The sequence below is a fragment of the Vallitalea guaymasensis genome, assembly GCF_018141425.1.
GTDB lineage: Bacteria > Bacillota > Clostridia > Lachnospirales > Vallitaleaceae > Vallitalea > Vallitalea guaymasensis.
The window spans coordinates 3,403,355-3,420,202 of record NZ_CP058561.1 but is presented as its reverse complement, the minus strand read 5'-3'; the positions used below and the strand labels follow the sequence as shown (position 1 = coordinate 3,420,202).

The 16,848-nt window shown below is 30.8% G+C and carries 10 protein-coding genes; 4 read left to right on the top strand and 6 right to left on the bottom strand.

Annotated elements, in window-relative coordinates; all coding sequences use genetic code 11:
* The first annotated feature begins 75 nt into the window (after positions 1–75).
* Positions 76–1,374, top strand: coding sequence for an alpha-glucosidase/alpha-galactosidase (gene melA, locus HYG85_RS14680; RefSeq protein ID WP_212690299.1), 1,299 nt, complete (start codon positions 76–78; stop codon positions 1,372–1,374).
* Positions 1,375–1,628: 254 nt separating this feature from the next.
* Positions 1,629–2,246, top strand: coding sequence for a DUF624 domain-containing protein (locus HYG85_RS14675; protein ID WP_113673584.1), 618 nt, complete (start codon positions 1,629–1,631; stop codon positions 2,244–2,246).
* Between the two features lie 158 nt (positions 2,247–2,404).
* Here the strand turns inward: HYG85_RS14675 and HYG85_RS14670 are convergent, their stop codons facing one another.
* From HYG85_RS14670 to HYG85_RS14650, 5 genes are all read right to left on the bottom strand, one after another.
* Positions 2,405–5,278, bottom strand: a complete 2,874-nt coding sequence (locus tag HYG85_RS14670; protein ID WP_212690298.1) for a hybrid sensor histidine kinase/response regulator — start codon at positions 5,276–5,278, stop codon at positions 2,405–2,407.
* Positions 5,279–5,328: 50 nt separating this feature from the next.
* Positions 5,329–7,338: an ATP-dependent helicase gene (locus HYG85_RS14665; RefSeq protein ID WP_212690297.1), complete on the bottom strand. Its 2,010-nt coding sequence runs from the start codon at positions 7,336–7,338 to the stop codon at positions 5,329–5,331.
* Positions 7,339–7,557: 219 nt separating this feature from the next.
* Entirely contained in the window at positions 7,558–9,747 is a 2,190-nt protein-coding gene (locus tag HYG85_RS14660; protein WP_212690296.1) for a glycoside hydrolase family 65 protein, read from the bottom strand.
* 245 nt (positions 9,748–9,992) lie between these two features.
* A complete protein-coding gene (locus tag HYG85_RS14655) occupies positions 9,993–11,201 on the bottom strand; it encodes an HD-GYP domain-containing protein (protein ID WP_212690295.1) in 1,209 nt (402 codons plus the stop codon).
* A gap of 109 nt (positions 11,202–11,310) precedes the next feature.
* The gene (locus HYG85_RS14650; RefSeq protein WP_212690294.1) at positions 11,311–12,930 is read right to left on the bottom strand and encodes a putative manganese-dependent inorganic diphosphatase; all 1,620 of its coding nucleotides are present in this window, start codon (positions 12,928–12,930) and stop codon (positions 11,311–11,313) included.
* A 246-nt stretch (positions 12,931–13,176) separates the two neighbouring features.
* On the opposite strand from HYG85_RS14650, the gene HYG85_RS14645 reads away from it, so the two are divergent.
* Positions 13,177–14,268 carry an HD-GYP domain-containing protein gene (locus tag HYG85_RS14645; RefSeq protein ID WP_212690293.1) on the top strand — a complete coding sequence of 364 codons (1,092 nt, stop codon included), beginning with the start codon at positions 13,177–13,179 and terminating at the stop codon, positions 14,266–14,268.
* A gap of 98 nt (positions 14,269–14,366) precedes the next feature.
* Here the strand turns inward: HYG85_RS14645 and HYG85_RS14640 are convergent, their stop codons facing one another.
* Positions 14,367–15,227, bottom strand: a complete 861-nt coding sequence (locus tag HYG85_RS14640) for a helix-turn-helix transcriptional regulator (RefSeq protein WP_212690292.1) — start codon at positions 15,225–15,227, stop codon at positions 14,367–14,369.
* A 123-nt stretch (positions 15,228–15,350) separates the two neighbouring features.
* Between HYG85_RS14640 and HYG85_RS14635 the strand changes: the two genes are divergently transcribed.
* Positions 15,351–16,823: a sulfatase family protein gene (locus HYG85_RS14635; RefSeq protein WP_212690291.1), complete on the top strand. Its 1,473-nt coding sequence runs from the start codon at positions 15,351–15,353 to the stop codon at positions 16,821–16,823.
* Positions 16,824–16,848 lie beyond the last annotated feature (25 nt).

Genomic DNA, 16,848 nt, shown 5'->3' with positions numbered 1-16,848 from the left:
TAAAAACATTATACCATAGAATATATGATTTAAACCAGCTATATTATTATTATAAATTATATAGGAGGTTTTATTATGCCAAAAATAACTTTTCTAGGTGCGGGAAGTACTGTATTCGCTAAAAATGTATTAGGAGATTGTATGCTGTCAGAAGCTTTGAGAGATTCCCATATAGCTCTATATGATATTGATGAAAAAAGATTAGCTGAATCAGAAACCATGTTAAAGACTTTAAATAAGAATATTAATGATGACAGAGCTGAAATTGTAAGTTATAAAAACAGAAAAGAAGCTCTTAGAGATGCCAATTATGTGGTTAATGCCATACAGGTTGGAGGATACAAACCTTGTACAGTAACTGATTTCGAGATTCCAAAAAAATATGGTCTTCGTCAAACTATAGGAGATACCCTTGGTATAGGTGGTATATTCAGAGGACTTAGAACAATACCTGTAATGTTGGATTTTGCAGAGGACATGGCAGAAGTATGCCCAAAAGCATGGCTTCTCAATTATACTAATCCAATGTCAATCCTGACATTAGCCATGTCAAGAGCGACAGATGTCAAAACAGTTGGATTATGCCACAGTGTTCAAGCCTGCGTCCCTCATTTATTAAAAGACCTTGGTATGGAAAAAGAAAATCTTCAATGGAAAATAGCAGGTATCAATCATATGGCATGGTTATTAGAAATTACTAGTAATGGTGTTGACCTTTACCCTGAAATCAAGAAGTTGGCTGCTGCTCTAGAAACACCTCATGATAACATGGTTCGTCTAGAAATCATGAAACAATTTGGATACTACGTAACAGAATCAAGTGAACATAATGCAGAATATATGCCATACTTCATTAAAGACAAATATCCTCATTTTATAGAAAAATATAATATCCCGCTAGATGAATACCCAAGAAGGTGTGTCGAGCAAATAGCCAACTGGGAAAAACAAAGGGATGAACTAACAAAAGACAATACTCTTAGCCATAAACGTTCCAATGAATATGGTTCATACATAATGGAAGCAATGGAAACCAATGTTCCTTATACTATTGGTGGTAATGTCATGAATACCGGTTTAATCCCTAACCTGCCATCCGACTGTGTAGTCGAAGTACCTTGCCTTGTTAATAGCTCCGGAGTTATCCCTTGCCATGTAGGAGAACTACCAATGCAGCTTGCAGCACTTAACAAAACCAATATAGGTGTACATCAATTGACAGTAGAAGCTGCACTTACTAGAAAAAAAGACTACATCTATTACGCAGCCATGCTTGACCCACATACTTCTAGTGAATTATCTATTGATGATATCAAGAATATGTGTGATGATTTAATTGAAGCCCACGGAGATTGGCTCCCAGAATTTAAGTAGATTAACCAAATATATTTACCTAATACCCAAATATCTATCATTATTAACAATCATACTAATATTATGTACAAATTAAACAAAAAAACTTCCAAAGTTACATGATTTTACACATTGAAATTACATCAATACATATGATAATATTATTGATAATAACTTTATACTAACAACAAGTATTACAACTTACGTCTTGTTGGTCCAATAATGATAATTATAGAGTTAATAATTTTAAAAATATACTAAGCGAGGGATACATAATGAACTTTTTTAATATTGATGGACCGTTTCAAAGAATTGGAAGTCTAGTTTTTGATATTATGGTATTAGGTCTTTTGTGGACATTTATTTCTTTACTAGGTTTCGGAGTAACTATAGGTGCTGTAACAACCGCTCTATACACAAGTGTATATTATAACCTGGTAAAAGACGAAGGATACGTGTACAAAACATTCTTCAAAGCACTCAAAAACAAATTCCTTAAATCCACACTAGTATGGTTAATACTAGCTGCACTATACACACTAATGTTTTTCAACATAACTTCTATTACTAAAGGTGTCCTTGACATACCTTGGTTATTGCCAGTTTATTTTAGCTTGACTATTGAATTATTATTTATAACTTTATATATATTCCCTCTTATGTCTACATCAAAATTGGGTATAAAGAAACTATTTAAATATTCTTTTATACTTGCTAATAAACACTTACCATCAACACTATTAGCTGTTATCATAACAGTAGCACTATTAGCTCTACTTTACATGATAAACAACGTACTACTAATAATCATCCTAGCACCTATACAATGCTACCTATTATCAAGATTGATAACAAAAAGAATATTAACCCAATACGACACAACAGTATGGTAAAAATTATAATGGATTATGCGAGACTCAACCTCTCACATAATCCATTTTTATTATTCACTCAATCTTATATTATATAACAACTAAAGATCGCCACTACAATCAGCATACCCTATATAGTGATAAAAACGACCTTTACAGCTTGTTGCCCTTCCTTTAAATCAGCTCAAGCAATCCAACATCTCCCTAATCTTCAACGACAACTCCTCAATATTAATCGGCTTATTAATAAACCCAACAATCCTATCAGTTATCCTCTTATCCATCTTTTCAAACCCAAATCCAGATAAAAATCCTACTCTAACATTCTCATTAATACCATAAAATTCATTCACCAACTCTTCTCCACTAATATTAGGCATAACAATATCCAATAAAACCAAATTAATATCACTTACGTGCTTCTTATAATACCTAAGAGCTTCAAAACCATCACCAAAAGTAATTACCTCATAACCTAACATCTCAATCATTTCCTGTAATAAATCCCTTATTATCTCCTCATCATCAACAACCAAAATCTTCTCTACACCCTTAATCAATCTTTCCTCTTCATCTACAGGTGTATACTCTTCCTCATCCAATATTGGCAATTTTATAGTGAAATCAGTTCCAACATTGATAACAGAATTAACGCTGATGCATCCTCCATGATTTTTAATTACACCAAAAGCCATAGCCAAGCCCATACCCGTTCCTTTACCAATATCTTTGGTAGTATAAAAAGGTTCAAACAAATGTTTCTTGACCTCTTCACTCATTCCAATTCCTGTATCAGAAACAATCGTAACTATAGCTGGTTTTTGTTCTTTAACATCAATTTTATCACAATCCCATTCCATGATATTATAAGTTTTGAATACAAGCTGTCCACCATTAATCAATGCATCTCTAGCATTAATCCCAATGTTCAGCAGGGTATTTTGAATCTGGCTTTCATCCCCTAATATCATATGATTTTCAGCTTCTAGAGAGGTCTCTATCCTTATTCTTTTGTCAATACTTCTTTCTAATATTTCAACTACACTGTTAATGATACTATGTAAATCTATAGGTATTAACTTATAATCAGATTCTCTTGAGAATGTTAGAAGTCTATTAACTAGCGAAGCAGAATTATTAGAACATTTTTCAATATAATCTATGTATTTTATGCATTCCTTTCTATCTGCATACTTAGTCTTGATAATAGATACAGCACCACTAATAGCCATTAATTGATTATTGAAATCATGAGCAATACCTCCAACCAATTGACCAATAGCTGATAGTTTCTCAGTCTGTCTAACCATGTTTTCCAGATTTCTCTCATTAGTTACATCCCTTATTATTAGTATAATCTGATTATTACCGAATCTATGCATTATCACTTCTAATATCTTACCTAATCGTCTAGAATACTGTTCTATCCTGCTTTGATTCTTTTTATTTTTGAGCATATCGTTTATTAGTGCTATCCAATACTTTTCATGTGTAATAATATCTTTTACTCTCAAACCTTGAATTTCATCCAATGCTAATATTTCATTTAATGAACTATTGGTTTCTATACATTTGTAGTCACAGATATTATTATCATTACCGTATTGAATTTCCAGTCTAGCATATCCATTAACCATTGTTTCAAATAATGAACGATACCTTTTTTCACTATTATATAACTCCAATTCAGATTGTTTACGTCTTTCTATGCACTGATTTATACCTACCATCCTGAAAGGTAAACCATCCTCATCTCTTTCTATTACAGAACCTGTTCCCATGTACCATTTGTAATTGCCAGTAGCATCTTTAATTCTCCATTCACAAATAAAAACTTGCTCTATATTTTCAAAATGCTTTTGCAGCTCTTTATTGATAATTTCTAAATCCTCTTCTTTTATAAGATTAAAAAAAACTGTTCCCCTATCATTGAATTTTTCACCATCATATCCTAATGATATAGCAAACATAGGGTCTATATAAAAAATGTTGTTGCTTATATCCCAATCCCATCCATATAGATTAGCACTGCTGACAGCTATCTTCATCCTTTTTTCCAGCTTATGGGAGGAATATATTTGTTCTGATATATCTTCTATCTGAACAAAGTAACCTTCTGGTAGTAATTTATTTGTTCCTAGAATATTTATTTTAACTTCTAAGAATTTTTTCTGCCTGATATTATTGTTTATCAGATTTTCTTTATTATCGTTATTAAGTTCAAATTCTACTCGAAAACTTACATCTTTACCACTCTTTAATTGTTCTAAACTACGATTAGCTATATTGAATCTATCAAATAGATTAGAACCTATTACAGTATCATGATTTTCTATCTCAAACATTTCAAGGCATATGGGATTAATGATAATCAATTCAGCTTTTGCATTATAGAGTTCAAGTCCAACAGAAGAGGCATTAAATATATTTTTTATATTTTCGTTATCATATTTATAATCCATATTCATTTTATATATATAAGCAATTATAAATAACGCTTCAGAAAAAATGAAAAAGATACGGTTAATTACATATAACGTCATATCAAAATCAAAAATCTTATATAGTACAGGACATAGAAGATTGAATATCCCCCATAGAATTAAAAAACTTCCTATTAAAAGATTATGAATTTTTTTAGATCTAAGTAGCCGAAAACCTATATATGATAATAGGACTCCTATATATATATTCAAAATAATCGAAAAATCTCTATGAATTAATTTAGTAACAATAATAACCCCAATGACAAATATAAAAAACCACAACCATATTTTCCTTCCCTTTATAGTTATAAATACTTCTGTGCTCAGTATAAGCAGAATATAACTAATATCCAGAAATAATAACCCTATGAGAGTACGGTCTTGTATGGCTAACTCTTCAAAAACAAAACCCAAAGCTAAAAATATGATGAAAACAATTATTCCTTTAATATAATAAACTAGATATTTATCTTTTCTACCAATCTTCATATATATACAAATAAAAATTAATAGCCATGCTAAGCTTGTAACAATACTATAAATATTTACCACTCTTATTACGTCCATTAGAAACACCTCAATCAATAAATTATAAATATCTATACCCTATAAACTTATTAACATTTTATTAGATTATTTTGTATACAAAACTTTATATTTAATTTAATCTTTCCTTTCTTTGCAAAATCTACTGTGACAGATTTTTTGTTAAGATTTATAACTATACCTTTACCGAATTTCTTATGGTCTATAATACTTCCAACTTCAATTTTAGTAGAAAAATAGTCGTAAATCTCATCCAAGAATCTTGACTGGACAGCTGGTTCGTCATATCTGTTGTTAATGTAAGATATGTATAGATGTTCTTTGGCTCTTGTCATACCTACATAGAACAATCTTCTCTCCTCTTCTATATCTTTGTCTCTATTGGATTTTTCGTGAGGTATCAGCCCTTCAACAGCACCGATAATCCAGACAATACCAAATTCCAATCCCTTGGAACTATGCATGGTTGTCAATGTGACAGAGTCTTTATAAACATTATTATTGCTTTCCTCCATCAACTGTCTATATTCTTCAATATGATTGAACCATTCATCTATCGTTTCAAAATTCTTGGTACTTTCCCCAATTTCATTCAAGATTTCAGTTAATCCTTCAATCCCTATTTTCCTGTATGTGGCGTAGTTCTCCAAATAACCATCATAGCCTATTTCTTTCCTAATATATTTTATTATATCATAAGGTCTATTCTTTTTGATTACCTGTAATTGATATTGTAATTCGTCCAGCCTGTTAGTCATCCACTCTTTTTCCTGAGAATGTTTATACAGTCCTTCCCACATGTTATCAGAATATTTTTTTGATATCTCAAGAACAGCTTTACTTATGTATCTTTTTGGTTTGTTGATTATTCTTATTAACGCCTCTTTGTCTTTTATGTCCAATGCAAGTTTCATATATGAAATCATATCTTTTGCAACCCAATGGTCATATATGATAGCTGCTTTATCCCTTACTATGAAGGGTATATTCATATCAAGAAACATATCAATTATCGCTCTAGCTTGAATATTGGTTCTATAGATTATTGCAATCTCCGATAATGGTATATTCTTATCTCTGCTAAGTTCCATTATATTATCAGCGACTGTCTTTGCTTCATCCCCTATATCTTTTGTTTCTATGACACTGGGCTGTTTACCGTCATTATTACTGGTTATCATATTTTTGATGTATCTCTTATGATTGTTCTTTATTACGCTTCTACTTACTTTTACTATGTTTTTAGTGGAACGATAATTATTATTAAGAATTATTTTCTTTGTATCTGCAAATTCTTCAGGAAAGTTTAATAAAAATTCTGGTTTGGCTCCCCTGAAACTGTATATGGATTGATCGTCGTCCCCAACAATAAACAGATTATTATTTGGCTTAGCCAATAGTTTTATTGTCTCGTATTGTACTCTATTTATGTCCTGGAATTCGTCTATAAGTATGTACCTGAATCTTGATTGCCAAGAACTTAATATTTTACTATTTCTACTTAAGAGGTTATAGCATTTGATTAACATATCATCAAAATCAATTGATCTCTTCTCTCTTTTATAAGCCTCATAGAGACTATATATCTTGTAGAAATCTTCGTTAGAACAAGATACAGCATTATAATATTTAACATTGATCAATTCATTCTTTATTAAAGATATTTCCGTAGTTACCTGATTGATGAATTCGTTTTCATCTTCATATTCAATTTTTAGCTGTCTAACAATTTCTTTGAATACATCTAATTTTTTATTCTCCATTATTATCTGACTTACATTCAAGTCATAATAGCTTTTTAGAATACGAAAAAATACAGAATGAAATGTACCAAAAAGAACTTTTTTATTATTATTACTATCAGATAAATTCTCAAATCTATTTTGCATAGTGATCGCAGCAGCTTTTGTAAATGTAATTACTAAAATATTGCTTGGATCTACTTTTAATTCTTCTATCAGATTAATTACTCTATGAGTTATAACCATAGTCTTTCCAGACCCAGGTCCAGCTAAAACCATCATAGGACCTTCATTATGAGTTACTGCCTGCTTTTGACTATTATTCAATTCGTGCCCCATCAACATTCCTCCTTGGTCTTACTAATTATACCATATATAGTAATTATATAAAGTTATGTGACAAAATTTTTGTTATAAAGATTTCATTAATCTCCAAACAATTATTGATAGGTATTAAAAAAGTAAAGGTATCTTTTCCTACTACCTTTACTTATCTTGTTTATCTATACATATTTTAATTTTATACTAATTCAAGTTTATCATTGGATAATCATATCACTAGATACCCTTAGTTATTTTTGTACCATTTTTATCAACTGTAACAAAATATGAAACATTTTTCCATAGAATCTTGAAAGACACCTTGTCCCAACCTTTCGGCATAGTATAAGAGGTTGACATAGGTATCTCATCTTCATTAATTAATGCATTATCAATACCAGCTATAGTATGGATTATGAATTGATACATACAACCACAATTGGCAATGTGAATACCATCTTTTGCACCATTCCTATTACTGTCAAAATCTAAGCTTAATGAATATTGAAGAAACTTGTTAACATGTTCTTCTTTGCCTATCCATCCAGCTACTATAGCATGATTTATAGGTGATAAAGATGAGTCATGGGTAGTAATTGGTTCATAATGTTCATAAGTATTTTTGATCTGCTCTATTGTGAAATCAGTTTTAAATAACATGGCAAGAGATAAAGAATCTGCCTGTTTAAGAACCTTTGAGCGATATAGTTTTTCATGAGTCATATACATACCAAAAGGATTTTTTCTATCTTTCCAAAGATTATCAATATCCACATCAGCGTAATTATCAAAGTTTTCACTTTGAGGTATATACTGAACCTTTTCGTAGTCAGGTAATATTAATTTTTCAGCGACTTTCTTGAATTCTAATAGCTCTTTATTGTCTAATTTAACTTTATCACAAAGCTTTACATATGCAATCTTATCTGTTTCATTTAACAATTGAATTACATAGCATGCAGTTTCCAAATTAAATTTTACTAGACGATTGGTAAAAGTATTATTGCAGTTGAATGCCGTATATTCATCAGGACCCATGACATTGAACAGATTATAATTTCCATCTTTATCTACATCTACTCTATCAAGCCAAAATCTCGCTGTTTCTACTATGATCTCTGCCCCATAGTTCTTTATGAACTCTATATCATCAGTCGCCTTATAGTAGTGCCAAATTCCATATACAATATCAGCTGTTATATGAATCTCATTATCTGCATATTCCCATAATGAGCATTGTTCTGTTCCTGTTGTAGCAGATTGCCAAGGATATCTCGCACCCTTGCAATTATAGCTCCTTGCATTTTCTTTTGCACCTTCTAACGTATTATAACGATACATCAAGAGATTTTTTGCTATATTTGGATTGGTGTATATATAGAATGGTAGCATAAAGATTTCACTGTCCCAAAAATATCGTCCATAATATGCTTCACCAGCAAAACCTTTTGCACAGATTGATGAGCGGTATTCACTTTCCTCTTTACATCTCAATAGATGGTATATAGAAAATCTAATTCCAAGCTGGTCATGATCATTCCCTTCAATTACAACATCACTTCTATCCCATAGTTTTTCCCAGACTTGACTATTTTCTTTATAAAGCTCATCATAGCTTTTTACTAACTCGCCTTCTATGCCTATTTCTTCATTATCCATGTCTGTGAAAGAAAAGCTTTTTTTAATAAATGTAATCTCTTCATTTTCCTTAAGGTCATACTGAACATTGAATTTATTGTCTATTATATTAACCTGTTCTTTATCACAAGCGAGATAAGATGATTGAGTAATAGTATTACCCATATCACTTTTACTGACTACAGTGATACTGTCATCATTAGTAGTTGTACTTATTTCCATGAAATGATTAAATCCATTGGTTGTAACATTTGTATCAATACCAGATGTAATTTCAATGTTGGCATCTCTGTTTTCTGCTTTATAGGTAATCTTTTGTACAAATAAATGTTTGTTCTTTTTACTTGGAAAACGTTCGTATTTAGCTTTTATAGTACTTCCACTTTTAGTATTAAAAGTAAAAGTTCTAGTTAAACAGCCATTTTTTAGATTAAGTACCATACTGAAATCAGATATATCACATCTGTTCATAGATAGCTTTTCACCATCAGCCAACAAATTGAAATCCATAAAATATGGCAGATTAATTATAACCTCATTAAGCTGTGGATTATTTCCCATGATTGTTGGAATATATGTACCCCATTTTGTAATTGCACATCTTTGTTTTTCAGTTGTTACGCTCTTGAATTCTCTTGTGTAGATTTCACCTTGTTCCTCTCCATCAATACCTTCTTCAAATGTAGCTCGTAAAAATTGATAACCATTACCTTGACAAAAAGCACCTTCAAAATGTTTATTGTAATCCATATCAAAAGTATTTCTGTATATTCTAAAATTCTTTTCCATAATAAATTCTCCCTAAATCTAATACTCTTATTTTCTTTAGTATACATAGTATTGGTTATAATTTTAATAGGCTACTTTTTCTTTTCATTGTTCTATTTTTACTTAATTTTTGTATAGGAATTTGCAAAATTTTATGTTGTTCTATTTTTACCTGGTTTGTATCATTTTTACCATACAACCATTTTTCTTCATAAAAAGAAAACCCTAATTCCATAGTAGGAAGCGGGTTTTTACTAACTTTCTTTTTATGTAAATACAACATCTATGTCTTCAACAATTCCACCATCTATTAATCCATCAGTTATCATATCTCTTAAGATGGACATACTCTTTTCATGTGTCAGACCTTTCCTATAAGGTCTTTCTTCCATCAAAGCTTGATATATATCAAGACACATGATTAGCCTAGAATTAAAATCCAGTTTATCACCGGTTAAGCCGAAGGGGTACCCAGAACCATCTAATTTTTCATGATGATTACATGCCCATTCGGTTATATCCTTAAATTCATCTATATTGGATAAGCTTATTCTACTGTAATATGTATGCTGTTTGATTAAATAGAACTCAGTTTCATCTAATTCGCCATTCTTGTCTATTATATCATTACTTATAGCTAATTTACCCAAATCGTGTAAATTAGCCGCTATTTTCAATTTTAATATCTCTATATTATCCTTTTTATAGTATTTCCCCATAGTTTCAGCTTTTGCAGCCAATCCTTGGGAATGTCTTAATGTAAAGGCTGATTTATTATCAATAACTAAGGAGAATATCTTGGTTACCTGCTCTAATTCTTCCCATGACATAGTCATATTAATATTAGGTATGGTTCTAGTTATCCCATTGTAAATAAAATCATCATTAAGATCCAGCCAGAAACTTGTTTTATCGCTGACTTCTAGGAAAGTATCAACTATTATAGGTGAAAACAGTTTACCAGATTGTTCTTTTACATACTTATTTATTTTACATATCTTAGGATAATCAGTATTATTAAGATTAAATACATTATCTAAACGATCTCCAAAGAATATTAATTGAGACATTAATGGTATTTCATCCTTTTCCTTTGCAAAAAAACCTTTTCCATTGTATGTTTCATGGTGGTATTTAATCACATTAGTGACATCTGTCAAGAAAGGATAGTCTGCAACGTTTTCTTCACCTATTATACAGTGTTCCTTTACATTTTCCAGAACAAGTTTTCTCTTGCTGGTCTTAGTAGTAGCGGCTTCCTTTAACATATATTCAGTTACTCCATTGTCATGAAGTACACAGCAGGCTACCAAATCAAACCTTTCTTTTTCATCCATGTTAAGTTGTTTGCCCAAAGTATTAGCTATATATGCTACTCTTTTTGAATGGTTAGAACTAACACCTAATATATCCATTTCTACAAAATCCAATGTATAAGATAATGATAGTAAAAGTTTATTTAAGTTTATTTCCATGATTAAAACCTCTCTGTTTGCTATGTTAGTTATTAAATATGAGTTTATATTGAGTTTAGTCGTTTAATTAGAGACAATAATCTATTGTACATTATATCAATTAATCTTTTTATAGTTTTGCTGCATTCATTAGCATAGGTACTACTTGTTTTTTCCTGGAGAATACGTTAGGTAAGAATATACTAACATCTTCCTTATCCATCTTGAAGGCGTTTTCAGCTATCCATCTTTCTTTTCCTACAGCAAGAATTTCAGTACCTCCTACAACAATATCAGTAATCATCAATACTGCAAGATCAATATTTTCTACTTCACACATTTTGTTCATCTCACCTGATATATCATTGAATATAGTATAGAATCCTGCAAAGTCACCAGTGTTAATCTGTGATATCATGACCTTGTATTTACCGAACATGAATTTCTTCATATCATTGCTAATAATATTTTCTGGAGTTTCTTCGCTTAATGAAGAACCTGCTGTTATTAGTTTCATTCCATATTTATTAAGGTCCACACCTGCTATCTTACTTAATTTTTCGCCTATTCTTCTATCTTCTTTAGTGCTTGTTGGAGATTTAAATAATAATGTATCAGATATTATTGCACTCAACATAATACCTGCCATTTCTTTTGTTATGGTAATATTGTTTTCTTCATACATCTTAGCAACTATAGTACAAGTGCATCCTAATGGTTCAATCCTAAAATACAGTGGTGCCATTGTTTGAACATTAGCTACTCTATGATGATCGATAACTTCAACAATCTCAGTTTCTTCAATACCTTCTATTGATTGACTCTTTTCATTATGATCCATCAATATTGCTTTTTTCCTGTTAATGTCTATCAAGTTACTTTTTGAAATCATACCTTTTATGAATCCATATTCATCAACAACAGGGAATCGCATATGTCTTGAAGTCAACATATTGTTTTTGACATCATCTATGGTTTCATAGGTAACAAAATACTCTAGTGCTTCTTTTTTTACCATAGTCTTTATAGGTACGCTGTATCCGATTAATTTTACTATTTCATAGACACTGTATTCAGTAGTCAGTATAATTCCTTCATATGATTTTGCACCGTTGATTATATCATTTTCATTATAATTTCCTAATATCATACAACAATTGTTGGTTTCATATTCATTAATTATATCAGTTTTACGATCAGCTATAACGATATCGTCTTGAGTCAACTCTATGTCCCCAGTTAAATCAGATGCTAGATAAACATTTCCCCTAATAGTATTGTGTTGATATTCTCCCATCAAAATCTTCGCTTTTAGTTCTGTCATTATATTTTTAAATGGGGTATTCAAATCTTTTAGGACTGTTTTACTAGTCATCTCCAAGTATGGAGGTACTATATCAGAGATGGACACTATACCTATTAATCTTTCATTTTCGTCTACTACAGGAATTGAACGTCCTATTTTACTTATGATCTTTTCCAATGTTTGTTTAACGGTATCTGTTTCATGAGCAACCACGATCTTTGGTAGATTAAGGTCTGAAACTTGGGGATTAAGACCTTTTAACAGCATAGGCTGATCTACATTAAAATAATTGAGAGCAAAAGCAGTTTCCTTATTGATTGCTCCTAATCTAGCGGCTATGTAGTTATTATAACCTAATTGTTTTTTTAGATTTTCATATGCTATAGTTGAACATATGGAATCCGTATCTGGATTTTTATGACCAAATATATATATTTTATTCATTTCATCACTTCTTTCTACTATATTTAAGCTATTTTTCGTCTGTCAAAGCATAAGCAGAAAAAGCTTTATAGGCTTATCGTTAGATTAATTCTACCAAAATAGTCCATCATGTGCAATTATAATAATTAATTATATACAATAATTTGTTATATAATAGAAATATAGCCCTATTAATGATTAAATTTATTGGAAAACTTGTATATATTTGTTATAATGTACTTAAGTTAATATTTCGGGGGTGAGGTTTTGACAAAGTATACCGTAAAACAAATTAATACAGTAGATGCTACTGAAGGAATGGTTTTAGCTGAGGACGTTATATATTCAAATGGGTTATTATTGTTTCCAAAAGATACTACACTTACAGATAGACATATTCTAAAGTTATCTCTTTATGACATTAGATATGTATATATAAAAGATTTTATCGAAGACCCTATCTATACAAAGTCCCCCATAAAACGGGAACTTACACCACAGCAGATTAGAACCAAACAGAATTTCATCAAATTCAGTAAAGATTATGAAATACAGGAAACCAAAGTTAGAGACAATCTTAATCAAATTAGCGATGGTAAGGGTGTTAAGATTACTGATTTGTTTTCAATAAGTTCAAATCTAGTAAAAGATCTTGGAACTCAAAGTGATTTGTTCAGTCATTTATGCCATCTAAAAACTTCTGATGATTCTACATATACCCATTGTCTTAATGTTTCTATGTTATGTAATATATTTGCGCATTGGCTTCATTTTGACGATTCAGAGATAGAAGCTCTAACTGTAGCTGGACTTCTACATGATATAGGTAAGATGAAAATAGATCCTAAGATTCTTAATAAACCTGGTAAATTGACCCCAGAAGAATTTGAATTGGTTAAACAGCATCCAAAGATAGGATACGATATGGTTAAAGATGTAGATATGGATGAAGGCATCAAGCAGGCTATTCTACTTCATCATGAAAAAATGAATGGTTCAGGTTATCCATTTGGATTGAACTGGGACAAAATTCATCCTTATGCCAAGATTGTTTCCATAGTAGATATATATGATGCTATGACATCAGAACGTACTTATCATCAACGCTATTCTCCTTTTAAAGTTATTAAAATATTCGAAGAAGAATGTTACGGTATTCTTGATACTCATTACATGTACACATTTTTAGAGCATATCGCTCATAATTATATTGGAAGTATTGCAAGGTTATCTACAGGTGAAGAATGTGAAATCAAATTTATCCACAAAAAATCACCTTCAAGACCTATAGTTCAGGTTGATAATATTTTATTGGATTTGGAACAAGAGAATAATATTTTCATTGAAGAAATACTGTAAGAGTAATCATTTCATATTTATATTTACTTTGTTATTTGATTCCAAGAGATAGATTTTGTCTAACTGGCAAACTCTATCTCTTTCTGTTTTCTTAAATATCATGTTTCTGCTCTTTTATTTCTATATTGAAGAGGAGTTATTCCATATCTTTTCTTGAATAATGTTATATAATATGTTGAATTATCATATCCGCTCATTATAGCTATTTTGTGCACGGAAATGTTAGAATTCAATAGCAATCTCTTTGAATAATTGAGTTTACATTCATTAATATATTGCACAGGAGTTGTTCCTAAATGCTCTTTGAAAAGCTTATATATGGACCTCTCACTTATAGACAATTCTTTACTCATTATTTTGACTGTGAAACAATTATTTAAGTTACTATGTATGTAACTTAGTATAACCAATAAATCTTCGTCCGTTACTTGTTCATCATTAGTATATAGATTGGAATTGTTTTCATGATATAATCCATAAAGTATCTCCATTAGCTTTGAAGAAAAATAATAACTTGAATACTGCCTGTTAAGCAATGATTCTTTGTATATATCCTCAAATATTCTCCTGTAATTTCCCTGATTAGGTTTGTTATATATTGTTTTTATATTATCTACAAAAGGGTCAGTGATGATTCTATCCATTATTATACTCTGTAGATCTTTTTTACCATTGTCATCATTACTTTCTTTTTTTAATGGTTGGAAGGTAAAGCAAAGTAGTATACTTTCGTAAGGCATGAAAGATTGATTATGCTGATCAGGTTTTCTAAAAACTATTGTATCCCCCACTATCTTATATTCTTTATTATCCAAAATCATTTTACAATTACTATCATCCAAGAAATACACCAACTCATAGGATTTGGTTATCCTTTTTTCAAAAGCATGATTTGGTTGAAACTTTCTTCTATGTTGAGTGTAGTTAGCAGATATTAGATAAGGTATGAAATCAAACATTTCTTCCACCTCTTTGCATAATATTTAAGTTTTTATTCACTTATGTTTATTGTCTATCCAAGTATATATGATTATTATATAAGTGTAATGTATAATTGTAAAGTTTTAGTAAGGAGGAATAATATGAGAAAACCTAATATTGTTTACATACTAGCTGATGATATGGGTTATGGTGATGTATCATACCTTAATGAAAGAGCTGCTTTCAAAACACCTAATTTTGACAAGATGTGTGAAGAGGGAATCTATTTTACTGATGCCCATGCTGCTTCATCTGTATGCACACCCTCAAGATATAGTATTTTGACAGGTAGATATTGTTGGAGAAGTCCTTTAAAAGAAGGAGTGTTATTTGGCTATGACAAGCCCCTTCTTGAATCCAATCGTCCAACTATAGCCTCTTATCTACAATCAAAAGGTTATAAAACAGCTTGTATCGGAAAATGGCATCTAGGATTGGAATGGACCTATAAGGATTCTAAGAATAAAGAAAGTATTGATTATACAATGCCTTTAAAAGATACTCCTGTCAATCATGGTTTTGATTATTTTTATGGTATTGCAGGATCGTTAGATATGGCTCCTTATGTCTATGTTGAAAATATGAATATTACAGCATTGCCTGATAGGGAAGAAGGTTGTACAACTATACAAGAAACCTGTAAAATGAATCAAGCCTATAATAAGAAATTCTTTAGGAAAGGTCCAACTGGTGCAGATTTTGTGCATGAGGAAGTATTACCTAATTTTACTAATCGAGTTCTAGGTAAACTGGAAGAATACAAAGACGACCCTTTCTTCATATATTTCCCACTTAATGCACCTCATACCCCTATTCTACCTTCAAAAGAGTTTCAAGGAAAATCTGGTACCAATGAGTATGGTGATTTTGTTCTTATGTGTGATGATGTAGTTGGAAAGATTAATACCAAGTTACAGGAACTAGGTATAGCTGATAATACAATTGTTATTTTTACTAGTGATAATGGTTGTTCACTTGCGGCAGATTATAAGGAGTTAGCCCAATATGGTCATAACCCAAGTTATATCTATCGTGGAACAAAAGCTGATATTTATGAAGGCGGTCATCGTATCCCCCTTATAGTTAAATGGCCTGATACCATTCGTCCAAATATACAATGTAATGAACCTGTTTGCTTAATTGATTTTTTTGCTACTATTTCAGATATATTTGGTGATTCTATGGAAGGTAATATTGCAGAAGATAGTGTAAGTAATCTTCCTATATGGAAAGAACAAAATGAATTACCAGTTAGAGAAGCAATGGTTCATCATTCTATCAATGGTTCCTTTTCTATTAGAAAAGGCAAATGGAAATTAGAGATGTGTCCTGACTCTGGTGGATGGAGTGACCCTAAACCAGGTACTACAGATGACAGTTATCCTCCAATACAACTATATAATCTTGAGGAAGATGTCAGGGAAAGATTCAACGTGTATGATGAACATGAGGATATAGTAAATGAGTTAAAGAATCTATTAATACAATATATTGAAGACGGAAGAAGTACTGAAGGCAAGCTTCAGGAGAATGATGGAGAAAAACACTGGAAACAGATTAAGTGGGTTGATTAACCCACTTTTTTAACTGATTGTATAA